The sequence below is a fragment of the Ruegeria sp. BI11 genome, assembly GCF_056538005.1.
The window spans coordinates 196448-219112 of the sequence record NZ_JBQFSM010000002.1; the positions used below are offsets into that span (position 1 = coordinate 196448).

The 22665-nt window shown below is 54.3% G+C and carries 19 protein-coding genes and 1 pseudogene; 9 read left to right on the forward strand and 11 right to left on the reverse strand.

The features are described from left to right. The first annotated feature begins 158 nt into the window (after positions 1 to 158). On the forward strand, positions 159 to 1430 hold the full coding sequence (locus ACR0DT_RS05760; protein ID WP_480709837.1) for an adenylate/guanylate cyclase domain-containing protein: 1272 nt from the start codon (positions 159 to 161) through the stop codon (positions 1428 to 1430). Between the two features lie 544 nt (positions 1431 to 1974). Here the strand turns inward: ACR0DT_RS05760 and ACR0DT_RS05765 are convergent. The 7 genes from ACR0DT_RS05765 to ACR0DT_RS05795 form a co-directional block, all read right to left on the reverse strand. Further along, positions 1975 to 4158: an esterase-like activity of phytase family protein gene (locus ACR0DT_RS05765; protein ID WP_480709838.1), complete on the reverse strand. Its 2184-nt coding sequence runs from the start codon at positions 4156 to 4158 to the stop codon at positions 1975 to 1977. Between the two features lie 543 nt (positions 4159 to 4701). After that, positions 4702 to 5220 carry a GNAT family N-acetyltransferase gene (locus tag ACR0DT_RS05770; protein ID WP_480709839.1) on the reverse strand — a complete coding sequence of 173 codons (519 nt, stop codon included), beginning with the start codon at positions 5218 to 5220 and terminating at the stop codon, positions 4702 to 4704. A 360-nt stretch (positions 5221 to 5580) separates the two neighbouring features. After that, on the reverse strand, positions 5581 to 6591 hold the full coding sequence (locus tag ACR0DT_RS05775) for a DUF2955 domain-containing protein (protein ID WP_480709840.1): 1011 nt from the start codon (positions 6589 to 6591) through the stop codon (positions 5581 to 5583). After that, a complete protein-coding gene (locus tag ACR0DT_RS05780) occupies positions 6581 to 7537 on the reverse strand; it encodes an HlyD family secretion protein (protein WP_480709841.1) in 957 nt (318 codons plus the stop codon). Before ACR0DT_RS05780 ends, ACR0DT_RS05775 begins: the two co-directional genes overlap by 11 nt. Positions 7538 to 7641: 104 nt before the next feature. Then, a complete protein-coding gene (locus ACR0DT_RS05785; RefSeq protein ID WP_480709842.1) occupies positions 7642 to 8721 on the reverse strand; it encodes an AI-2E family transporter in 1080 nt (359 codons plus the stop codon). A gap of 176 nt (positions 8722 to 8897) precedes the next feature. Next, positions 8898 to 9224, reverse strand: coding sequence for a potassium channel family protein (locus tag ACR0DT_RS05790; RefSeq protein WP_480709843.1), 327 nt, complete (start codon positions 9222 to 9224; stop codon positions 8898 to 8900). Between the two features lie 199 nt (positions 9225 to 9423). Then, positions 9424 to 10068 carry an IS6 family transposase gene (locus ACR0DT_RS05795; RefSeq protein ID WP_480710272.1) on the reverse strand — a complete coding sequence of 215 codons (645 nt, stop codon included), beginning with the start codon at positions 10066 to 10068 and terminating at the stop codon, positions 9424 to 9426. On the opposite strand from ACR0DT_RS05795, the gene ACR0DT_RS05800 reads away from it, so the two are divergent. Further along, complete coding sequence (locus tag ACR0DT_RS05800) at positions 9991 to 10215, forward strand: hypothetical protein (RefSeq protein ID WP_480710289.1); 225 nt, start codon at positions 9991 to 9993, stop codon at positions 10213 to 10215. The genes ACR0DT_RS05795 and ACR0DT_RS05800 overlap by 78 nt on opposite strands. A gap of 86 nt (positions 10216 to 10301) precedes the next feature. Here ACR0DT_RS05800 and ACR0DT_RS05805 read toward each other — a convergent pair whose 3' ends face one another. The 3 genes from ACR0DT_RS05805 to ACR0DT_RS05815 all read right to left on the reverse strand — a co-directional run bounded on the left by ACR0DT_RS05805 (position 10302) and on the right by ACR0DT_RS05815 (position 14677). Beyond that, a complete protein-coding gene (locus tag ACR0DT_RS05805; protein ID WP_480709844.1) occupies positions 10302 to 11390 on the reverse strand; it encodes a 4-oxalomesaconate tautomerase in 1089 nt (362 codons plus the stop codon). 88 nt (positions 11391 to 11478) lie between these two features. Then, positions 11479 to 13509: a tripartite tricarboxylate transporter permease gene (locus tag ACR0DT_RS05810; protein ID WP_480709845.1), complete on the reverse strand. Its 2031-nt coding sequence runs from the start codon at positions 13507 to 13509 to the stop codon at positions 11479 to 11481. A 79-nt stretch (positions 13510 to 13588) separates the two neighbouring features. Continuing rightward, positions 13589 to 14677: a tricarboxylate transporter gene (locus tag ACR0DT_RS05815; protein WP_480709846.1), complete on the reverse strand. Its 1089-nt coding sequence runs from the start codon at positions 14675 to 14677 to the stop codon at positions 13589 to 13591. Positions 14678 to 14816: 139 nt separating this feature from the next. Here ACR0DT_RS05815 and ACR0DT_RS05820 point away from each other — a divergent pair, with 139 nt between their 5' ends. From ACR0DT_RS05820 to ACR0DT_RS05830, 3 genes and pseudogenes are all read left to right on the forward strand, one after another. Continuing rightward, complete coding sequence (locus tag ACR0DT_RS05820; protein WP_480709847.1) at positions 14817 to 15485, forward strand: response regulator transcription factor; 669 nt, start codon at positions 14817 to 14819, stop codon at positions 15483 to 15485. 53 nt (positions 15486 to 15538) lie between these two features. After that, positions 15539 to 16849: a sensor histidine kinase gene (locus tag ACR0DT_RS05825; RefSeq protein ID WP_480710273.1), complete on the forward strand. Its 1311-nt coding sequence runs from the start codon at positions 15539 to 15541 to the stop codon at positions 16847 to 16849. A 235-nt stretch (positions 16850 to 17084) separates the two neighbouring features. Beyond that, positions 17085 to 17713, forward strand: a pseudogene (locus ACR0DT_RS05830) (tyrosine-type recombinase/integrase); the annotation flags it as partial. Positions 17714 to 17918: 205 nt separating this feature from the next. Here ACR0DT_RS05830 and ACR0DT_RS05835 read toward each other — a convergent pair. Continuing rightward, complete coding sequence (locus tag ACR0DT_RS05835; RefSeq protein ID WP_480709848.1) at positions 17919 to 18680, reverse strand: IclR family transcriptional regulator; 762 nt, start codon at positions 18678 to 18680, stop codon at positions 17919 to 17921. 108 nt (positions 18681 to 18788) lie between these two features. On the opposite strand from ACR0DT_RS05835, the gene ACR0DT_RS05840 reads away from it, so the two are divergent. The 4 genes from ACR0DT_RS05840 (at position 18789) to ACR0DT_RS05855 (ending at position 22580) form a co-directional block, all read left to right on the forward strand. Then, positions 18789 to 19319, forward strand: coding sequence for a 2,4'-dihydroxyacetophenone dioxygenase family protein (locus ACR0DT_RS05840; RefSeq protein WP_480709849.1), 531 nt, complete (start codon positions 18789 to 18791; stop codon positions 19317 to 19319). A gap of 6 nt (positions 19320 to 19325) precedes the next feature. Next, positions 19326 to 20060: an SDR family NAD(P)-dependent oxidoreductase gene (locus ACR0DT_RS05845; protein ID WP_480709850.1), complete on the forward strand. Its 735-nt coding sequence runs from the start codon at positions 19326 to 19328 to the stop codon at positions 20058 to 20060. After that, the gene (locus tag ACR0DT_RS05850; RefSeq protein ID WP_480709851.1) at positions 20060 to 21154 is read left to right on the forward strand and encodes a pyridoxal-phosphate-dependent aminotransferase family protein; all 1095 of its coding nucleotides are present in this window, start codon (positions 20060 to 20062) and stop codon (positions 21152 to 21154) included. Before ACR0DT_RS05845 ends, ACR0DT_RS05850 begins: the two co-directional genes overlap by 1 nt. Positions 21155 to 21611: 457 nt before the next feature. Then, on the forward strand, positions 21612 to 22580 hold the full coding sequence (locus ACR0DT_RS05855; RefSeq protein WP_480709852.1) for a DUF6635 family protein: 969 nt from the start codon (positions 21612 to 21614) through the stop codon (positions 22578 to 22580). Positions 22581 to 22665 lie beyond the last annotated feature (85 nt).

Consider the following 22665-nt stretch of genomic DNA (forward strand, 5'->3'; position numbering starts at 1 on the left):
TTATTTAGCGCACCAAGCTAGGAGACAATAGCAGTGCTGTGATACAAAAGGACTGAACACTCGGTACAAGGCTCCCTGCGCTCATTGTGTCAAATCGGTCTAAGGTCTCAGTACCGAGCTGGTTCAATACGCTTTATTAGGCAAGAAAATGTCTCAGTATGATTGAGTTCAGCAGGTCTCCACTTTTAGATAGCGTTGCTGCTTGGCTGATGGGGTGCGGTCTTCGCGATACTAAGGCCGAGGATGTAGTGCAAGGCTTTGGCAACCGTCTGGTTTCCGCTGGTGTCCCTGTAGCTCGGATCAACGTCGGGGGCATGGTCCTGCACCCAATTTTTGGCGCCTTGAATGTGCTTTGGACGGTCCGCGACGACCAAGCCAAGGTCGAACTAACGCCCAGAGACCAGCTTGCGACACCTGGATTCCGCAATACACCTTTTTTCGATTTGGCGCATAACGGCGGTTCCTATAGGCGTTACAAATTGGAGGATGGGTCGGTCGAGACCAGTTTTCCGATCCTGGAAGACCTTCGTTCAGATGGTGCAACGGATTACCTGGTTCAATTTGAAAGCTATCATCGCGATGACGCTAGCCGCTGGTCGGATTTTCCGCTCGGAATGGAGGGCGTTATGATGTCGGTTTCTACACGACGTATAGGCGGATTTAGCGACTCTGAAATCAACTATATCCGAGCACTCATGCCTGCCCTTGCGCTGGTTATAAAAAACGCTCAATCGCGCATTCTTGCGCAAGGTCTCATGGATGCCTATCTAGGAAGCTACTCTGGAAACCGTGTCCTTGAAGGCGTAATCGAGCGCGGCGATGGAGGGGCAATCGACTGTATTTTGTTTTATTGCGACCTTAGAAACTCCAGTCGGATGGCAGAAGACATGCCATTGAATAGATATCTTGCGTTAATTAACGACTATTTCGATTGCACGGCCGGAGCAGTAGAAGATCACGGCGGTGAAATCCTTAAATTTATCGGCGACGCGGTTATGGCAATCTTCCCAGTGGACGAAAAGTCGAGGCCGGCAGTCGACATGAGCCGCGCTGCATTGTCTTCAGTGTTGGAGAGCTTAGCTCGCGCGAGGGAAAAAAACATCACCTGGCAAAAGCACGGCGGCAGAATTGAATTTGGAATTGCCTTACATCGGGGTTCCGTAATGTATGGAAACGTCGGCACGGAACGTAGGCTGGATTTCACCACGATTGGCCCGGCGGTAAACCAAGTCAATCGGCTTGAGGGACTGTGTAAGTCTCTAAAAACACCTTTGGTAATGTCCTCGGAATTCGCAGCGGATGTTGCAACGCGGCTTGAGCCCTTGGGACAACACCAGTTAGCAGGTATGTCACAAACAACACAGGTCTTTACGCTTCCAGAGTTCGCACCACCGGTCGATAAAAGTAGCTCAATCAATCGATCCAAATGAACGATTTATTTGATCTTAAGTTAGTCATTTCGGTTTTCTGCAACAAATAATGAACGACTGCTTTGTCCGCGTAGCGGACGTCGAGCGGAATTAGCTGAATGTCTGCATCCAGCGCAAAGCGGACATAGCAGCGGCCGCAGCGTTCATCGAAGAGGGCAGCAAGCAGACCTTTGCCGCAGTTTCAGCAGAATTTATCGCAGGCCCGACAAGCAGACATTCAGGATCGAATTTACAACCGGCTTACGCCGACGATAACGCCATGACCTGAAAACAAATAAAGTCCAATAAGCTCTCAAATTTAAGACGGATGCAAGGCTGTGAATGGCTCATACTGTATCGAATGTATTCGTTGGAGGCGAGCTTTGCCCCCAAAGTGAAAGTCTGGTTTGGTGATTCACGGGCCCAGGTCACCAGGTGACCTTCAACTGTCAAAAGTTTACAACAGAGCCCGATGCGGAAGGATTCTAATAAGGCCAAAACTGGCTTTGGATGCAAAAGCCCCACGCAGTCTCTGCGCGGGGCTCTTCAATATCTGATTTTTAACCTAGTTCCCAGCCGAAACCGAACCGATCGACCAGAACATCGTCTCGCCTGATGCGTCGTCGACGCCGTCATTGTCGGTCATCACAAACGCCTCGCCAGAGGGCAGGATGGCCAGACCTTCGATCTTGTCCAGCACATAGCCACCGGTTGAGGTCAGATCGGGCAGCAGGTCGCGGACCTCTTGCTTGCTTACGACGGGGAGTTCACCACCCAGCGGCACAGGCGTCATCTCGGACAGCGGGATGCGATAGACCTTTTTGGTCACTGCGCGGTGGCCGTGCTGGTTGTCGCGCTCGATCACATAGACATGGTCGCCGAAGGCTACGATTTCCGACAGACCAACCCAGCCGGTTTCAGGATCGGCCTTGGGATAGAGAACCGCACCCCATTCTTGGGTCTCCAGATTGTAGGCTACCAGTTTCACGTGGTTTTCCGGATCGTCCTTCCACTCGCGCTGGACGGCCATCCAAAGGGTGTCATCAACCCTGGTGATGCCCTCAAAGCCAAAGCGCTTCTCAACAGCCATCAGCTCGGGCGGCAGGCCGATTTCGCCTTTGCGGTCCTTAATCAAACCATCGGCCGAGACGTGATAAATCGCGTGCGGGATGACCCGGTCGGTGCGGCCTTCAGAGGCGACGTAGAACCCGCCTTCGCCATCCAGCGTGATGCCTTCCAGGTCCAGCTTTTGTGCGGGATTGCCGTCCTGACGGTGGATGCGGATTACGTCCACGATGCGGGCGGGCTGCTGGCTGGGGTCAATCTTGAAGATCGAGGGCTGGAAGCCGTAGAAACTATCATTGACCGCATAAATCATGCCGTTTTCGTCGGCGACCAAACCGGAGAGCGCTCCCCACCCAATCAGCTCATCAGTGCCTTCCGAGGTCAGATGCGGATAGTTGGCGCGGGCGTCTTGATATTCGAAGATGCTGACATGCGCACGCGGGCCGCCATCTTTGATCAGGTCTTTTTCGTTGGCCGAGATCAGCAGGTTGCGCTCGGGAATGGCAACATAGCCTTCCGGGCCAACACCCGAAGGCAGCAACTGTTTAAGCACCGGGTTGGCCGGGTCGGTCGCGTCATAGACACCCACGACCGAGGCGCGCTCGGCGCCCACAAAGATCATCGGTGCACCGCCGAAAGTGGCTGCGGTCACGCTTTCGGGCTCAACGCCTTTGCTGTCCGAGCGTTTGTCGGGGTAGTGGCCGATCTGGATGATAGCTTTCTCGAACTCGGTGCCATTTTCGTAAACGACCGTGCCGTCCTTGTGGAAGATCGTCCAGCCACGCGAACCGCCCTCATAGTCGCCTTCGTTGGCGATGGCGAAGTGACTGTCGTCGATCCACTTCACCGCGTCCGGCTCGCGCAGGCGGCCCGGCTGGCTTTCGGTGAAGATCAGCGCGCCACGCTCGTCGGTGGCGTCGATACCCTCTAGATCCACGCTACCTGCCGAGAAATGGCTGACCACGTTGCCGCCTTTGTCGACAACCGCAATGTGGTTGTTTTCTTGTAAGGTGACGACGGTTTCGCCAAGGCCATTGATGTCAACGAACTCAGGCTCGGGATCGGTCGGGGCAACCTCGGCCAAACCGGTCAGCGAGGCTATCTTCATGCCTGCGCAATCCAGCGCGCCGTCTTTCAGCGGCACCAGCGCCAACGAACCAGCCGGCAGTTGCGGGATGATGCCGTCATTCAGGTCTTCGTCGCGCTCATTTTCAATCGCTACGGCAACAAAGCTACCATCGGGGGCAATGGCGACACTGTCGGGCTGACCGCCCAGATCACAGGCACCAGTCGCCGCCTTGCCCGAAATATCGACTGAGATCAGCTTGCCCGAAGGGGCAGTGTAGCTCTCCGAGGTGTTCACGCCCACAAAGGCCGTCGTGTCAACAATACCAACTGAGGTCGGCTCGCCACCCACTTTCATCGCTCCCAGAGGAGCCGGGTTTGCCGGGTCAGTGATGTCGACCATGCCGATCACGCCCAGCGGGCTGTCGGTGTAGACCAGCACCATACCGTCCGCAGTTGCTGCGATGATCTCGGGCGACGTCTCGCGGGTGGTATCGGCCCCCTCGGCCATGTTCTTGACTACGGGGAAAGACGCAATTCGGTTGAAATTCATCTCTGCCACGGCCTGACCGGTTGTCAGGGCAAAGGCAGATGTCAGGCAGGCAAAGCGCAATGACATCGTTTGGTATCCTCTCTCGCTTGGATGAGAGTGGCATGGCCGTGGTTCATTGCGGTTTTGTGACGGTTCGGAATCAGTTTGATGACAAGCGCAAAAAGGTAAGTCACCACCGTATACGCTGGCCAATTTAAAACCCCTCAGACCAAAGGTTGTGTCGCAAGTTTTCGACATCTTTATCCGAAACGAGATATCCATATCTGATTGTGTCGACAGATCACGCGCTTGCGACCCGAAAATCCATGTCGATTAGCGAGATTGACGGCGATGACTTCGTACTCTTCGCGCATAGATGCGCCAGAGAATTCTCTGGTTGGTTCGTTTGGAACTTTTTGCCAGACGCTGTATGGGAACAAACGTAGCGCCATGGTGCGGACGAAGCACAAGCTTGAAAAGTGAGCCATTTGCCTCGGTTGCGGTTGCTCTGTTCTGCAAGGCAGACACTCGCCGCTATTTAGCGAATGACCGCGCCGAGCCCAATCCACTAATTCTGCATTTCGACTTAACGGCAGCTTTGGATGGACTTTACCGAGCGATAGACGATACCTAGGTGAGAGATTTTTCCATAAAATAGACTTTGTCGCGCCAAGAATGGGGAAAGCCCTCTGGATGTGGCATTGGGACGAAACCAGCCTTCTCATACATTGCGCGCGCATGCGTCAAAAACGTTGCGGATGAGTAGAAAACCCGGGTGTAGCCGTCAGCGGCCATCTGCTCGAACATGTGCTCTAGAAGCTTTCGACCAAGGTGATGGCCGCGACCAGCAGGACTTACGAACATTCGGTTAAATTCAGCGGTTCCTAGACTAGCTTCACTATACATGACGCACCCCATAGGTTTGCTATCAACTGACGCAATCAGAATGCCGCCAAGTGGCCGTTCGTGCAGTTTTGGCAAATTCTTCAGGATCGCCTCAAAGCTGACAGGGTCCATCGGATGGTCGTCACCCCGAGGCCAATCAGTTGGATAGTTTTCCCAGTGCCAATCCAACCATTCGCGGCATAGCGCACGAGCGGCTTCAATGTCTTCTCCATTGCTGGCCAGCCGAATTGCAATTTCTGTCACGCTCAACCCTCTACTCTCAAGAGGAATTTTCAATATTTTTTATTGTGAAGCAATGGCCCAAGAACCAGAAACGGACTTTGGTGCGGATGCGGCGAAAGACTGGTTTGTCCGCAAAGAATCCAAGGCACTCATAGTGATTTTGTGCTGCGCGCGCACGCAGCGGGAAAATTGCTACGCCTGCGTGGCCCTCGACGCTGCTATGCAGCGGAAAACCTGCCATTCGTTCGTAGTGCGGCGAGCACCCAGAGGGCGAGGATAAAGTCGCGGGACAAAGCTGACTTCTTTCGGATTAAAAAAATCAATAAATGTGGTCACACTGGAAACTCAATCTTTCAGAACCACGCCACATCGCAACTAACTTCATTGAGATGTCCGCCGCTCTTTTTCCGGCCAGAATTCATCCACCACGACATATGCGATGATTACAAAGAAGGCGGCGCTGGCAACTTGCAAAACTCGAGTGATGCTCTTGACGTCAGCCTCGTCTGAAAACGGTGCAACCGACCCGCCGTATACAATCAGAGCCGTTGTAATAGCGGAGCCGGCGGCGGCGGCGAGCGGGACTTTTGACTTTCCAAGTGCTCCGAGTGTTAGGCAAAAGAAAAAACACAGCATAATGGGGGTTAGAATTACAGGAGCTATTACGTTTATTTCATAACAAATGATGGATACAGCCGCCCCAAGAAGGTTTGCCGTCAGCATAGCTTTTGCAACTGTTTTGCCTGCAGCGGGCATTGCCGCAAGCTGCTGGCTCAGCAGAGCGACAAAAAACAGAACCAGTAGTGCAGATGCGCCGGAAACAAAAAACGCCAAGGCAAACGGCACTGTTACAAGCGACATCCTGACTATTCGGCGATGTGGGTCGAAGTTCGGCGACGATGCGGCCTTCTTTTGAGCGGGCGTTTGAGGTTCAGCGGGTATCAACACGAACATTAGTGTCGATACAAAGCCTGCAAACAGCAGGTTCAAAGGTATCCAATACACGAGCACCAAGGCCAGATCCTGTGATTGCAAAACCAAGTTCGGGATCATCAGTGCACCCATCAGGGCAATGACACCCGGTAAAACTCCGGCTCCGGAAACCGACCACATGAAAGACAGGATTATTCCAATGGCCACCAGAATAAGAAAAACAAGAGGATATGGTGAGAAGATTGACGACACCAGGAACGAAATGAACATCAATCCAATCGAAAAAACAAACAGCTTAGCAAATGCTGCCAGAGGCAATGCGGCTGGCGCCTGCAAAAACAGTGCGGTGAACACCGCCCCAACGACGGCAAGTGGCCAGCCAAGAAACAAGCCCAAGGAAAAGACGCCGGTAACACCCACCGCAAGCCGGGCGACAGAGCGTTGGTCCTCAGTACGCATAGGACAGTATTGAAACCACGCGGATGTAGGTGCGGCCTACGAGATTCAGCAACGAGTTGTCACTTAGATACATGATCACATCGGCCTGCCCGTTTAACTGAAAGCGAAGATCATCTTCGGCACTTCCAGCTTCATAGCCGGGTAAAACAATCCTGACTGGGAACCTTTCCGGCTCCCGCAAAAATCCCTTGGTGCTTGGCGGGCTCGCCAATTGCCCCGGCTCATCACCGCCACTCAAAGAAACAGCAGCACTAAAGCTCTCAATGACGCCCGGAACAATCTTACCTGGATGCATATCCAACACCACATCAACCGGAGACCCTATTGAAGCTCTTCCCAGGTTGTTCTCTGTAAAATACGCTTCGATCCAGACGTCAGTTGCATCCAGAAACGTCAAAAGATCCTGGCCGGATCGCGCATACGTTCCGGGGGCTATCAGCAGATTAGAGATGACGCCTGTCGCCGGGGCACGCAGTTCGGTCCATTCAAGGTTCAGTTCCGCATCCGCCAAGGCCGCCAATGCGCGCTGGATTTTCGGGTTATCAATCCCATCGTCACCAAGCCTTTGCTTTGCTTTTTCCAGATCAGCTTGTGCGTTCTCAAAGTTTGCCTCAGATTCTGCCAGTTGTCCTCGTGCGTCATCGGCCTTTGAGACGGCAATCAACCCTTTCTTTTCAAGCGCAAACACACGTTCCGTCTGAATGCGCATTGTGTCCAGATCGCTCTGGGCCCTTGCGAGTTTGGCTTGTGCTGCACTTACCTCTGCCGAAGACGCACCCACCTCTTGGGTCGCCGCTTCGAGATCAGCTTCCGCCTTTGAACGCTCAATTTCGTAGGGCCTCGAATCTATTCGAACCAGAACATCACCTGCCGAAACGACTTGGCCGTTTTCTACCAAGACTTCCGTTACCGTTCCGGTCACCTGAGGCACGATTTGGGTGGCCACAGCTTTTACTCTGGCGTTACCGGTAAATGGCGTTTTCCGATCAGCGACCAGGTACCAAACAAGAAAAATCAGAATGACAGCCAGGGTGGTCCAAATCGTCTTCCTCATTTCGCTGCACCTTCTGCAGCGCCCTCGGCTTCGGGCGAGACATCAATCCAAACCTTGAAGAGCTCATAGAAGACAGCAAAGAGAACCGGCCCCATAAAGACACCGATCAAACCATACGCCATCATACCTCCGAGAACACCGATGAGGATGACCAACATGGGTGTCTCAAGGCCTTTTGAAATGAACACGGGCCTTAGGAAACTGTCCATTATCATGACGGGAACGGCCAATACGGTGAAAACCAAAGCAGTTCCGCCGGACATGGAACTCCATGCGTAGATAATTACCGGTATTAGAACCAATCCAGGCCCGATTTGGATAATCGAGAGTATCAGGCAGATGAATGCCAGAGTGGCGGCCGAAGAAATCCCGAACAAAGCCAACAGTATCCAAACGAAGACAGCCTGAATGGCTGCCACGCCGATCACGCCCTTTGTCACGTTCCGGATCGTTGCGCCTGCAAGCGTTACGAATTCACCGCCGCGTGGTGCGAAGACACGGTTGGCAAAGCGCTGAAGGCCCTGGACCAAACTTGGCCCGGGGCTGAACAAAGCCCCCATAATCAATACGGACAGAGCTAAGCCAAGCAGCCCGATTCCGATGCCCAGCACCTTTCCGAAGAGCGATTTGGTGATCTCAAGGATTTGTGTGCCATATTTCGCAAGCGCGCCGTCAAGATTGCGCTCAAACATTCCCCAGACTTCGGCAATTTTGTCTCCGACCAAAGGCAATTCCTTGAGACCCTCGGGCGCAGGTGGGACCTTCAACTCACCTTTGTCTGCTTGTTCCGCGAATTCAGACCCAAGTTCTGCGGCACCGGACACCGCGGTAGCGACTGGTCCGAGGGTCAGAACAAGGCCCAACAAAACCAAGATCGTCGTGGCAAGTTTTTTCCGTCCTCCCAGTTTAGACTGAAGCCAATCAAATGCCGGGTAAAGCGCCACACAGAGGATCGTTGCCCAGATAACCACGCTCGCAAGCGGGGCCACCATGACCAGGGCGCTGTAGAGGAATAGTCCGAGAAAGAGCAATCGTATCGCTAGATCGACAATCTTTGCGTCCTGTGTCTTTTCCATTCCATCCCTCCATATGCTTTTCGAATGTTACACTCAAAAAACATAATATGTATATTTTTTTGAATTTTAGTGATCATCTATTAGCTTGAAGATACAAATGAATCCGGGCCACGGCTTGAGAGGCCCAGTCAAACCAATGCCTGGGCATGAACTCGATTTGGCCAAATTGGGATAATCTATTTGTCGGCTTTTTTGTCGTCTTGGGACAAGATTGTATCTGCAACTGTGGTCGCCGCGGTCACGAAGACACCGAGACCTACAATGATGTATACCATTGTGAAGATTTTCCCTGCCGCGGTTTCAGGTGAGAAGTCACCAAACCCCACGGTCGAAATTGTCACCACAGAAAAGTAGATTGAGTCGAGCCAACTCCAACCTTCGACAAAGTGGTAAAAGATCGAGGCCCATAAAATCATTCCAATTGTGAAAGCAAGAATGCCTTTCACTCTACCGTCTTTGAAAGCGACGCCTATCCCTCTTGTTATTCTGGTAAGTGAGTTCATCGTGTCCTCGTCGATTAAAGAATTCATATATAGCAGTAATTAGATGAATGTGGGAAATAGATGGATTTTACTGCTTTTAGTTTGGAAGATGAGTCCAGCCGCCATAGCCAAAGCTCGCGCAACTGTCCGTTTCTGGCTATTGAGAAGGTGCTGTCAGACAAATTCGAACCAGTCTCAGCTAGGCCAGTAGAGCTGCCCTTTATTCGGCGCAAAGACAGCGCCACTCGGCAAGAGCAGCGGTGCGCGTCAGCTTGAAGGTGTCTCGGCTGGTTAGCGGTCTTTTCTGGTTGAAGTGGTTGTAGACGGAGGAATGGACGGAGGCGAATTTCTGCAAACTTCGCATTCTCCTGAAACGTTGCATGGCGCGTTCTCTTCGTCTGAAAGGCAGGTGCGAATTCTCAGCGCGGTTGTTGAGCCACCTGCCCGTCTTTTGTGTTTCGAGCGCGCCCAGCTCTCTGAGCGCGGCTCTGTATGAGGCGAAGCGATCCGTGACGACGGTTTCCGCTTTGCCGTGCCGCTTCATCAATTTCTTAAGGAATTTCAGTGCTGCAGCTTTGTTTCGACGTTTGGTGACAACGGCTTCCAGTACCTCGCCTTCTTGATCGACGGCCCGCCAGAGGTAGTGTCTCTTGCCATTCACCTTCACAAAAACTTCGTCCACGTGCCACTTCCATTTCGAAAATGCCCGCAGTTGCTGGACTCGCTTCCGCCTTATCTCTGATGCAAACATCGGACCGAACCTGTTCCACCAGTACCGGACAGTTTCGTGGCTTACATCGATGCCTCGCTCATGAAGCAGATCTTCGACATTCCGAAGCGAGAGCGGGAAACGGATGTACAGCATCAAAGCAAGGCGGAAGATCTCGGGACTGGTCTTAAAGTATTTGAAAGAGGCAGGTTTGGTCATATGCAAAAGCTACGCAACCGCCCTGCCCCGCTCAAGCAATGTTCTTCTGACAAGACCGCCGCCTGCGCCAGCCAGAGTTCCTGACGCCCGATATCAAGGCATTCGGAATAGCCGTCCATCGTGATATCCCAATAATGTATACCATAGTATGCCTAATGAGAATTGCCATTTCAACTGCCGTTCCACTCAGATTCCGGCACATATACATGCCCATCCGCCAATTTACGCGCAGTCCTCACCAGACCGGCAGAAATTACGTTGAACTCCCCATCGTTCGAGAAGTCCACCAGAACGTCGATCTTGCCCGAGGCGTGCTCCAACACAACTTCAGCCGGGCTTGAATCCGGGCGATCAAGCAACCCGTCTGCGACGGTTCCGGGCGTCAAAGCGCAAGATGCCATGCATTGCGCACCCGTAACGGCCATTGTCGGGTGAGTTTTCCATGGCATGAAATACCGAACTGCAAGGGTACCACCCTCTCTTGCAGGTGCCATCAGGCCGAATTTAGGAGTTACCGATTTCGATACGTCCCCCATACCCATCAGTTCCCCGGCTTCGATCCGCACTGCCTCCATCCGGTCGAAGAAAACCCGGTTGGCATTCAGCTCTTCGGCGCTTTCATACCCTGTCAGTCCGAAATCCGCTGCCCGGGCTATGGCCATCGGCATAGCGACATCTATGCAAGTCAGCTCGATCCCCTGCACTGTATCGCGCAAGTTTCCTGTGGGTAGAAATGAACCTGTCGCCGAGCCCACAACGCCCATAAAGTTCAGTTGCACGGGTGCAGAATGACCGGGAACCCCCGCGATTTCCGCATCGCCCTCGTAGACCAACTCTCCGCCTGGGGTCTGCACTTTGGCAACGACACGAGCGCCTGTATTGACGGCGCGAATGCGGATTTCGGTCTCATCGCCGTTGGGCTGAAGCATTCCCATTTCGATCGCAGCTGGACCAACTCCTGAGAGGATGTTTCCGCAGGTGGGTTTAAAATCGACCAGCTTCTCATCAACAGAAACCTGCGCGAAGAAATAGTCGATATCGGCCCATTCGTCCTCGCTGACTGAAAGCATCGCCACTTTGGTCGTCACTGCGTTACCACCACCGATCCCGTCGATATTGAGCGCTTGTCCGGCCCCGAGGGCAGCGACCAGCACATCAGCCAGCGTGCCCCTGTCTTCAGGCAGATCAGAGCGCCGAAAATAAGGCCCTCGGGAAGTGCCGCCGCGCATGAAAACATATGGGATTGCTGTCTGGGTCATTGCGAACCCTCCTTTACAAACCGTTGAAATTTCTGATTTCAGCGCTGCCCGGCCCGCCAGATTGGCAGGCCGGGCAACCGTGGAGCGCCTACTTGAGTGGCCATGGCAGGTTCACCATGCCCTGCAACAAGCCCGGCGGGAAATCCCGGTTCAAAGCGCCAGCCATGAAGCACATGAAACCGATGCCGCAGGCCGTCAGGAGAAGCGTCATCTGCCAGCTTGACCCGGCGCGAATGCGGAAGAATGCGATCAGGAACCCAATCAAGGCGAGGATGAACCCCACAACCCAAGTGGCCGCGATCAGACCTGCAAACCACGCGAGCGTTGACCATAGTCCATGTGGCGCGCTCGCATCCTCACCGGCGAGTTCCTTGTCAGCAAAGATCGCGTCCCCCTCGGGTCGCCGCATCATCTGGATCAACAGAATGACGCAGCAGAACAGCGACACGCTGCCAATCACGAGCGGGATGATTTTGTCGGTCATGTTGTAGTCAGGGATCATGTTGGCATTGACCAACGCTACGATCAGATAGGCCATGATCACCAACAGGAAGATCAGCGGCGCGCGCTTACTGCCGGATTTGACCTCACCTTCGGCCATGATCATCTTGGCTTGACGAATGCCTAGAATGACCGAAACTACCGTGACCACTATCAGTACAATAACGATCGGGCTGAAGACGTACTCCATGCCTTCGCCAAAGCTTTTGCGGAAGCGGAAAGAGGCAATCTGGAACGCCTGGTTGGTGAATTTCTCTACCGGGTTCGACAGCACGAACCCAATCAGAAAGGCCGGGCGCGACCAGTCGAAACGGCGCAGGAAAATGCCGATCAGGCCGATGACAAACAGGGCCAGAAGGTCTTCGAAGTTTTGGCCGGACTGGAAAGCCGCAAAGCTGATCAGCATGAACAGAAACGGCGCCAGATAGGTGAAACGAATTGTCGTCAGCTTGGCGATCCCACCCGAGGCTGCAATACACAGGATGGTGCCCACCACGTTGGCGAGAGCCAGCAGCCAGACAATCGAATAGGTGATGTCGAGATTATCCTTGAGCATGCTAGGACCAACCTCGATATCGCCGGATCCCAACAGTGCAACAGCGCCGATAAAGATCGCCATCGAACCCGAGCCGGGGATACCAAACAGTAGCGTTGGGACGAGCCCCCCGCCCTCTTTGGCGTTGTTCGAGCTTTCCGGCCCAATGACGCCACGCACTTCGCCCTTGCCGAAGTTGCTTTTGTCTTTGGTCGACTGAACCGAATGACCATAGGCAATCCAGTCAACAACCGAGCCACCAAGCCCGGGAATGACACCTACAACCACGCCAATGATCGAACAGCGGACCGACAACCAGATGTTCGCAGCCCAGTCTTTGACGCCATCCAGCCAACCAGCTCCCAGCGAGGCTCCCTTGGCAATCGACCGGTCTTGTCGCAACAGCGAGACGATTTCGGGTATCGCAAAGATACCCAAACCAACGATGACCAACTTCAGACCATCGGTCAGGTAAGGAATGTCATAAGTCGCCATGCGCAGCGAACCGCCAGCGTCCGCCTCGCCAATCGTACCGACCATCAAGCCCAGCCCTGCGGCGGCGACACCCTTCAGCGGGATACGTCCGGCGAGAATGGCTACCATCGACAAACCAAGAATGGTGATCATCAGCATCTCGGGCAGACCGAATGCTAGAACGATGGGCCGCGCGACCAAGATGAACATGGTCAGAAAAGTTGCGCCGACCAAACCGCCAAACAGCGATGAGGCAAAGGCCGCTGACAATGCCCGCGCGGCCTCACCCTTTTTCGCCATCGGGAAGCCGTCCAGCACCGTGGCCTGCGAGGCAGAGCTACCGGGGATGCCCATAAGAACTGATGCGAAGGTGTCAGAAGTCGGAACAACGGCAACCATCCCGATCATCAGCGCCAACCCAAGGATAGGGTCCATGCCGAACATGAAAGGCAGCAATAAGGACAGACCTGCAATACCGCCAAGCCCTGGGAAAACACCTACGGCCAGTCCCATAACGACGCCGAGAACAAGATACCCCAGAACAATAGGTTGCAGGATCAGACCCCACGCGTCACTGAGCGCGGGAACAGCGGTGGCGAAAACCTCCATAACGGCCGCCTTTCATAAATTGTCTTGTGATTGGAAAAGCGCGTGCCCGACATTAGGGCACGCGCAGTGGTGTCTAGGCTTAATTCAACTCGACACCGTAGGCTTCTTTGAGCCAATTCAGAACGTAGGCTTTGGCGTTGTCGTCGACGTTTGTCGCGGTTTGCAGCGCCGCTTTAGAGCCGTCACCTACGAACACCGGGTATTTGCCCACGCGCTTCGAGGAGATGTCGGCAAAATCGCTGCGCTCGGTTACAGCCTGGAACGCTGCTGTGTATGCGTCGACCACTTCCTGAGGTGTATCACCCGGCAGGAACGCCAGCTTCTGAACCGGGAAGCCGGCTACAAAGAATGCTTTCCACGCATCCCATGCCTCACCGCTGGTTTCACAGCCATCGGTGGCTTCACATACTTCCTTAAATGTCGGGATATCCGGGAAGGTCGGGTCACGGACGATATTACCATCCGCATCCAGCGCCCCCCAAGTCATCATCGGCACAGCCTGACCGGATTCAACCAGCGGGGCCGATCCACCCAGATAGCCGGACGAGGTCTGATAATCGATGTTGGCTTCACCGCGCTCGAACATCAGACGACCATCGCCACGGCCTTTGATGCCAAAAACAGGTTCAACATTCATGCCCAGCATTTGCCATGCCAGCAGCGGCACAAGGTCAAGGCGTGTCGCGCCCTGTGAACCGTAAATGAAGTTGGTGTCTTTTAGCGCGTTCGCGGAGCCATCAAACTTTGCTCCGTCTTCGGCGTTCAGATAGGCAACACCGCCGGTTCCCGACGCCATAACTGGAATCCAGTCGTTATATTCATAGCGCACGCGGGGATCGCTCAGCAGATACGGGAATTGAGTTGAACCGGAGGTGCCAAACAGCAGCGTTCCATCATCATGGCTCTGCTCCTGGAACCAGTTTGCGCCTTTGGTTGAACCAGCGCCCGGCATAAATTTTACGACCACTGTAGGTTGACCCGGTAGAGCTTCCGACAGAAGCGGCGCAAAGAAGTTGGCCCACTTTGCAGACCCCCCCGTTTCCGAGAACGGGATCACCCATTCAACGGTCTTGCCCGAGAAATCGACCTCGGCAGCGGCAGGTGCGGCGATACCGGCGGCGGCGATCAGCCCCACGACGGCGCGACGGGTGAAATAGGAAATGGTCATTGGTTCCTCCCTGTTGACCAGACAACCACGCTAGCGCCCTCTGCGCCACCGAGATCGCAAATAGAACTGTGGGGTTGATTCCCCCTCCCATCTGGCAATCATGGAGCGCCAACCTTGCGCGAAACTTGCAGGAGCACGAATGCGGATCGTCATCGTCGAGGATAATGAGACCCTTGCCAACGCCATTGCCTATCGCCTGCGGGATCGGGGTCATGCAGCAGAAGTGCTTGTGGATGGCGATGAGGCTGAATTGTATCTCGCGCAAGAGGGCGCGGACCTAGTTGTTCTGGACATCAATTTACCCGGACAGTCTGGTCTGGAGATTCTAAAGTCTCTTCGCAATCGTGGCGACGGAGTGCCGGTGATCTTACTCACGGCACGTGCCGAAACACGCGACCGCGTTTCCGGGTTGGATATGGGTGCCGATGATTATCTGGTTAAGCCATTTGAAATGGACGAGTTGGAAGCACGTATCCGGGCGCTTTCTCGACGCAAAGATCTCGACTACGGAGCAAAGGAGAACATCGGTGGTCTGGAATTCGACCGCGCCGCACGTCAGGTCAGTGTGCAAGGAGAAGTAATGGATATTCCGCGGCGGGAAATCGCGGTGCTTGAATGTTTGCTAGAACGCCGCGGCAGGATTGTTCCCAAAAGCCAATTGACCGATTACGTCTATGGCGTGGGTGCCGATGTGGAAGCCTCGGCCGTTGAGCCTCATGTATCTCGGCTGAGAAAACGTCTTCAAGATCTCGGTATTAGAATTAAGACAGCCCGTGGTCTGGGATATCTGCTTGAGGTGCAGAAGTGATCAATCACGGCTCGCTCAGGTTAAGACTTTTCATTCTTATCCTAACCCCCTTGGTGCTAATTGCCGCTCTGCTTGGTCTTTGGCGCTTTATGATTGCGCAGAATACGGCTCAGGAATTGTTCGACGACAGCCTGTTATCTGCTGGCCTGGCCATATCGCGAGATGTTGCGATTTCAGGAGGTGACGCGCTGTCACCAACGACACGCAGCATGATCCGCGACGCGTCGGGCGGAGAGATATTTTATCACGTTACGGGCCCCGGCGGCATTTACGTGACGGGCTATGCCTACCCTCCGGCAGCCACCACCCCATCTGCTCAAGAGGCGTACAAACCGCAGTTTTTCGAAGCGCTCTACCGCCAAGAACCAGTGCGCGTTCTCAAGATGACGGAACGCGTGACCATAGAAAATCTAATCGGAGATGCGACGGTTACCGTCTGGCAACGTATGGCGGATCGCAATGCGTTTGCGAATGAACTGTCAATCCGCGCAGGAATTCTCATGGGAGTTCTGCTGGCCACCCTCGCAATTGTGGTGTGGTTCGGCGTTGCTCGTGGCCTTAGGCCATTGTTGGATTTGCAGGACGCAATTGACCTGCGTTCACCGGATGACCTTAGTGAGATTAAGCGCCCTGTCCCAGTCGAAGTTCAAGGAGTTGTCAGAACCCTGAACCGGCTTTTTGGGCAGGTGGAAAAAAGTATCAACGCCCATCAAGTGTTTATATCCGAAGCTGCACATCAGCTGCGGAATCCAGCGGCCGCCGTGCAGTCGATGGCCGAAGCGCTGCAGGACGCGAAAACGGATGTCGATCGAGAAAAACGCATCTCAGAGCTTGTGGCGGCTGCAAAAAACTCAGCGACGGTGGCTGAACAGCTGTTATCACTTGAAAGGCTCAGGCAGCCGACGCACCAAGACCAAATGGATAAAATTGACTTCCGCTCGGTCGTGGAAGAGGCCTGCGCGGAGATGGGAGTTCACATCCTCGCAAAGGGTATCGAGTTTGATGTCACGATACCTGAGACGGCGGTCAAGGTATTCGGCGACCGGGTCTTTCTGATTGAGGCTCTAAAGAACCTGTTGGACAACGCAGTCAAACACGGTGGCACAATGTTGAGCCAAATTTCAGTTGTGCTGCGGTGTGACGGAAAATACGTCAACCTTACTGTGACCGATGATGGTGTTGGCCTTTCGCCAGACCAACGCGAAGCGGCATTCAATCGGTTTTCTCAATTGGAGTATTCAGAGGGCAGCGGATTGGGGCTGTCAATCGTCTCTGCAGTGGCGGAGCGCCACGGAGGAATGGTCGAAATCAACCCAGTCGAAAGAGGAGCGAGAATTACGCTTGAGCTTCCCATAGTCCTGTAAGCTGTTTCTAATTTCACTCGGAACCCAAAACCAGTCAAAGTCAACGCGAGTTTTTGCGGTTGCCGCGAAAGTCAGTTTTTCGCCCTGAGCGACGAACGCAGCTCTCAAAATCTGTATCTATGTCGTCTTCAGGGCTCTCTGCGGACCTCGGAGGCAGCGCGCCATCCTCTGATATGGTGCCTCGTCAAGGTCGGGTTGTCGCTTTGGGAGAGCATGGCGGATCGGAGGATCAGTCATGGAAACACCAAACCTACCGGCCATTCGCGCGCTTCACCCTGCTTGGAACAAAGGACGTATCGTTAGCCAGAAAAGACCGCTGAAGCCAAACCACGTCTGGGCGATCCGAGTCCGACTTGAACTGGCCGAGAACCATCGCGACCTCGCGCTGTTCAATATGGCAATCGACAGCAAACTTCACGGCTGTGATCTTGTGAGGATGAAAGTCGTCGACGTGATGGCATCAGGACAGATCAAAGAGCGTGCCTCCGTACTTCAAAGCAAACTCAGAAACCAGTCCGCTTCGAGATTTCCGAGGGCACGCGGGCTTCAGTCGAATAGTGGATGGGGGATGAACTCATGGTTGTCTCGGAGTATATTTGGCCTGGCCGCTTCCGTGAGCGCCTGCACATTTCAACACGCCAATATTCGCGGATCGTCCGCGATTGGGTCACATCCATTGGCCTTGAGGCAAGCGCATACGAAACGCATTCAATACGGCGTACCAAAGTAACCCAGATCTAAAAGAAGACTGGCAACCTGCGCGCCGCGCAGTTGCTTCTTGGACATACGAAGATGGACAATACAGTTAGATATCTTGGCGTTGAACTTGAAGACGCTCTAACTATTGCCGAAGCCATTGAAATTTGTGCAGTTGGGTCACTTTCACGGGCGGCCCAGAGCCGACATCCAGCGGTAGGTCGCGATGCTGCGGACGCAGTTCTCATTTCCGACATTCGCCGCGACTGCCAAACCCCGATCTGGGCAACCTTACAATTGGCAACAAAGCTGCTGTTTTTCGCAACTCTGCTAGTGGTCGCTTTGGTGAAAATCTTGGATACAGGATGTAGATTCAGCGTTGAAACTCACCATCAGACAACTCTCGAACGCAGTCCAGCAAGGCGGTCGAGTATCGAGATGTTTCGTCTTCCAGCCGAAACAACGGCACGGATACGCTGACTGCGGCAATTGGCTGGGCGTATTCATCGAGGATGGGCGCGCCAAAACATGCTATACCGGTTTCGTTCTCCTGACTGTCAAAAACGAACCCCTTCGCACGGCATTGATTTATCTGCGCGCGCAATTTGATTGGATCAGTGGTTGTGAACGGGGTGATCGGCTCCAGAGTCGCATTTTCCAGGAAGGCGGCGAGCTTTTCTTCGGGCAAAGCCGAAAGGTAGGCTTTGCCGACTCCGCTGGAGTGAAGCGGGACAAACGTGCCTACGGTCGAGTTCATGCGCACTGTCTCAAGGCTTTCGATCTTGTCGATATAAACAAGCCCCTCACCACTTGGCACGGCGAGATGTACTGTTTCGCCGGTCTGATCCCTGACGCGAACCAAGGCATCCCGCGCCCTGTCACGAATGTCAGACTTGGCCAGCGCAGAACGGGCAAGATTGATCAGGCGCGGGCCGGGTTTGTAGCTTTTGTCCTTTAACTGCACGATCAGCCCTTCGAACTCCAAGCCATTTAACAACCGGTAGAGAGTTGGGCGCGTAAAGGCGCATTCTTCCAGGAGCTCGGCCAGAGTTGGCGGGTTTTTGCAGTCGCAAATATGCTGCAACAATCCAATGCTGCGTGCAAAGCTTTGGGTTCCCTGGACCTGTTTTGCCATTCCCACCTCTCCGATTGACGGGGCGTATTGGCTGTGTATATTCCATATATTGGTCAGTTTGTCCATAATGTGGATTAAAAAAACTGATCGCAATGGGTAGGAGCCGAAATGCCACTGACCGAAACCGACGAAAATCCGCGCGTGCCATACAAGCATCCGATCCCGCAGGATGCCTTGCCCGAGATTGTGATCCCTGACGCGCTGGCCGAAGATGATCCGCGCATGTGGGTACAACAGGCTGAGCACGTGTTTTTCCGCCCGCTCTGCCTGAATGTCTCGCAAGGCTACTGGATGAACTTGCTGAAAGTCACCAAGTCCGGTGTTTTGTCGCGCCACCGCCATCCAAACGCGGTGCATGGTTTTGTTATGAAAGGGCGTTGGCATTACCTGGAGCATGATTGGTTTGCCGAAGAGGGCAGTTATGTATTCGAACCGCCCGGAGAGACCCACACCCTTGTTGTGCCCGATGATGTTGAGGAAATGATCACCTATTTTCAGGTTAACGGGGTGATGTACTACTGCGATCCCGACGGAAATCACCTGGGCTATGAGGACGTGTTCACTAAGATCGATATGTGCCGTGCGCATTTCGAAAAGGTTGGCCTAGGCGCTGACTACGTGAAGAATTTTATCCGGTAAGACATCATGAGCAATGTAACCTATGACTTCGCAGGCCGCACCGCCGTTATTACCGGCGGGGCAGCCGGGATCGGAGCCGAAATCGCACGCTACTTTGCGGCTGCCGGCGCCAACGTGGCGATCTGGGATCTTTCAGAACCAAATGACGCCCCCGAGGGTGCAATCGCTTGTAAAGTAGATATCAGCCAACCAGACCAGATCGCCGCGGGTGTTGCAGAGACCAGAAAAGCCTTCGGTGGCATCGATTTTCTGTCGCACAATGCGGGTTTCGCGGGTCCAACACTTCCGGTCGTGGAAAATGATCCGGCGGTCTGGGCCCGCGTAATTGAGGTCAATCTGACCGGGACTTTTTACTTGGCTCATGCTATCGTTCCCGTGATGCAAGAGGCTGGCTTTGGCCGGATCGTCAATATGGCCTCGCTTGCAGGCAAAGAAGGCACGCCTAACGCCTCGGCCTATTCGGCGTCCAAAGCAGGTGTCATTGGTTTTACCAAGTCGCTTGCCAAGGAACTGGCGCAGACTGATATTCGCGTCAATTGCATCGCTCCCGCTGCCATCAAGACGGCGATTCTGGATCAGATGACGCCAGATTTCGTGCAAATCATGATCGACAAATCCCCAATGAAACGCCTCGGCTGGGTTGAAGAGGCCGCGCGCATGGTGATGTGGCTGAGTTCCGAAGATTGCACATTTAACACTGGCGCAGTCTTTGATCTCTCAGGAGGAAGAGCGACCTATTGATGGCGCAGATTCGCAATTTTACGCCAGGCCCCGTGGAAGTGGCTGCAAATGTGTTGGCGGCGCAACTCGGTCCCCAGGGCCTGCATGTTGGTCCTGAGTTTTCGCAAGCCTATGTACGCGCGACTGAAAATCTGAAGACTGTATTTGGAACCAGCGGGTATGTCGGGATCATACCAGGCTCTGGCACATTGGCCAATGAAATGGCGATCCGGGCGATGCTGGACGAGAGACAGACAGCATTGATCCTGGATGCGGGCTATTTCAGCAATATCCTGAAAAAATCTGTTGAAGGCTGTGGGGCGACTGCCGTGTTGATGCCTGTCCACGAAGGTCAGCCCGCGGACCCAGAGGCCGTGCGTGCGGCGCTGTCACAACAGAAATACGACCTCCTCTGTTTTACCCATGTAGAAACCTCGACCGGATTGCAGCAACCGGTCGAAGCCCTCGCCAAAGTCGCCTCAGAGGCGGGCCTTCCCGTCATGGTCGATAGTGTCAGCGCACTTGGCACATCTCCTGCGCAAATGGATGACTGGGGGGTGTCGGTGATGACGTCGGCCTCGCAGAAAGGGTTGGGCTCTGTACCGGGGATCGGGTTAATTGCCGTAGCAGATGAGGCTTGGGAGCGGATCGAAGCGAAGCAGTCTCAGCGCGGTGGCTTCACGGATGTAATACGGTGGCGGGATCAATACGACATCGCAAGGGACTGGCATCCAATCCTGACGACCATGCCCGTGGCGGTCGTTCATGCGCTGGACGTCGCGCTGGATGGCATGCTGAAAGAAGGGTTGAACACCCGCTACGCCCGTCACGCTGAGGCGCGCGATTTCATATGCAACGGTATGAAACGTCTCGGTCTGGGAATGCAGATCCAATTAAACGCCCGCGCCGCAGGGGTCACCGCGATCAAAACCGGCGACCGCTTCGCGTCATCCGAACTAGTGACCTTTCTGATCGCCGAACATCAAATCCGCATTGCCGGAGGTTTTGGAGCAAATAGAGAAGAAGTGTTCCGAGTGGCGCATATGGGCGAAAACGCACAGATCGAAGCAATGAAATCTGTGATTTTGGGCATCGAGAGCTTTTTGATCCGTTAGGCTTAGGGTCGACATAAAAATCAGCCAAAGCCTCTTTGCCCTTCCATGATGCACACTGCAGCCGTTATTCACACACCCCGCAGCGTTGGTTGCTCTGGGCCCGTTACGGTTATCGAGTACATTGCAGAATCGACCGAAAGGTCGACCCGGGCGATTGATAGCGACAGCCCTTTACCGACATTCGATATTTTTTAGATGTTACTAGTCGACTTACCGAAAGCCGCCATTCGTGCACAGAGCAGCATTTTGAGTTGCATAGCGACAGCAATGCCTGAAAAGTGCTGTTCGAAGAAGTAAAAGCACAAACGGACTGGTGAACAAGAAGCCTCGTCAACGCTCTTGCAGCAATGCTCACTTGATAGGATATGAAGTGAGTAGTTAACCGGCTGGCATGCCACTCCGTGAAACAGTATAAGACGTTTCTTGCGCAACAAGACAGGGATCGTGGGTCACCGCCATGAGGTCATTATCGAACCCCGCCGTGGCAGTCGAAAAGGTTGTCCGCCCGAAGGTCCGTGAGTACTTTATGGACCGGCGGGCCGAGGTAGATATGTTTGTGGCAAGGCATTTCACCTGGCCCGGAACACTTCTCCTTCACCGGTCGGCGCTCGGTTGGGACATCCTGCGCGCCCCGATGAATGTGATGCTATCGCCGATCCTGGTGCTGACGCGGATCGCGGCATATCTTTGCCGCCGTGCCCGGTGGCATGGCGGCTCGGACTGGCTGGCCTCAAGGCGGATCCTGTTGCACACCACTGTTGCGCGCAGGGTCGAGGCCTGCGTCGTGACCGATCTTCTGCAACTGTCCTTGGCGCAAGGGGCTACGGCTCGTAGTCCGGACGCGCTTTCGCGCGCCATCCTTGCTGCACCGAAGTTTCGCGAAATGATCCGAAAACGTGAGAGCTCGGCAGATGCGGAGGCTCTCAGCCATCGAATGGCGGGTGCGATTTCCGAGTATGCAGCAACTCGGTCTGCTGTTGCCGAGATGACTACTGTGCTCTGTGCGCTTGTTGTCGGAGCACTGGTCTTTCAGGCGCTTACACCGGGCATGATCTCGATGGCGCCGGGCGTTGCTGATGCTATGGCAAGCACCAATGCCATCACGGAGTTTCCACTGGGTCAGACAATTGGTGGGATTTGGTACGGTTTTTTCCCGACGGACGCATCGCCCTGGCTTACCACCGTCACCATGGTGGGGCTTGTCATGATCGGATCGGTTTTCGCCGCGTTCGCAGGTGTGTTTGCCGACCCCGTTCAGAGTCGCTTTGGCATTCATCGCCGCCGCCTTCTTCGTCTGATCGATACGCTCGAGGTCGAACTTACAGGACTAGGACAGAGCCCCTTCGTCGCGCGTGAGCATTTCTACGCCCGGCTTTTGGACCTCTGGGATGCTGGTGCGGGTTTACTCCGTGTCTTCCGGAACTGACGCGCAGACTTGGAGGCGAGCCTCGGCCCAAACCGGTCACTGGCCAAAGGTTCACACCGCTGCGGAGCGATCCGTCAGGCCGGAT